The following is a 1,124-nucleotide window of genomic DNA, read 5'->3' as shown; positions in this document are numbered from 1 at the left end:
AAAATAAAAATAAAAATAAAAATAAAAATAACAAACAAAGCAGTTAAGCAAATAGATAAGCTCCCTCTATATGCTAAAGCCTCTTTAGAACAAAACGGACCAAGCACAAGTGGTAGTTGGAAAACTATGGGAAATTAAAAGGCATGGGAGGGGATAAACGTCATTGCCATTTAATGAAAGGAAAGCCAACTTATGTTTGTTGCTGGGAAGTTGTCGATAAACAAATAAAACTTATTGAGGTGTATTATGTCGGAACACATGAAAAAGCCCCATACTGATAATATTGCTATGGTTACTTGGCATGGAGAACATTATGCATTGCCAGTCGGAGTTATTGAAAAATATAAAGTTAAAGAAAGTAATGCTTATTTAACTATTAATGATGTTTTCGGAGAGCTTATTAATGAGCATGGAGAACCTGGCCTTTTATTAAAAGGTTTGCGTCATAGAGAGGATTTAAGCCAGACTGAATTAGCTAAAATTTTAAATATTTCTCAAACCAATTTATCTGCAATGGAGAATGGTAGGCGGGCTATTGGAAAGGAAGTGGCAAAACGCATAGCTGAAGAATTTAAAATTGATTATAGAATTTTTTTATAGATAGAAGTGTTACAGTCCTAAAACTGCTGCGGAGTTTGATGATTAGGGTAAAGACTTTAAATATTTAGAACACTTGTTCAGCTGTGCCAATAAATATAATTATTTTTTGAACAGCAGATCAAATGCAATCTTTGCCTCTTCACGTGTCTTATGATAGGTCATGACCTCTGGAATGCCTATAGAGTTACATCGGAGTAGATAATAGTCTTTTCCATCGTAAATTATGTCATAAGAATTACGTCCATATGTTTTTGATTCTATAATTTCACGCTGCATTTCGCTGTTCCGAAATAAAATGAATAGAATATGCGCTGTGCACGTTCTATACGGTTTGTAAATATACTTATAAAAATTATTTTATTGTAACTAAAATTAGTTGCAATAATTTGCCTTATTTATTATAATTAAATAAAAATAAACGATATCAAAAATGACAAGAAAAGAGAAGTTAAAAGAGCGATTGTTGAGTTACCCCACGGATTTTACATGGGATGAGCTGAAGAAATTGCTGTTATCTTTTGGGT

1 protein-coding gene is annotated in these 1,124 nt (G+C 32.3%); it reads left to right on the top strand.

Annotated features, from left to right (window positions below):
* The first annotated feature begins 258 nt into the window (after positions 1-258).
* Positions 259-600, top strand: a complete 342-nt coding sequence (locus T345_RS14225; protein ID WP_165476880.1) for a helix-turn-helix domain-containing protein — start codon at positions 259-261, stop codon at positions 598-600.
* Positions 601-1,124 lie beyond the last annotated feature (524 nt).

Origin of the sequence: Legionella fairfieldensis ATCC 49588 (assembly GCF_000621525.1) — a bacterium.
In the GTDB taxonomy this organism is placed as follows: Bacteria; Pseudomonadota; Gammaproteobacteria; order Legionellales; family Legionellaceae; genus Tatlockia; species Tatlockia fairfieldensis.
The sequence above is the reverse complement of the archived record's forward strand: the minus strand, read 5'-3'. Positions and strand labels throughout refer to the sequence as shown.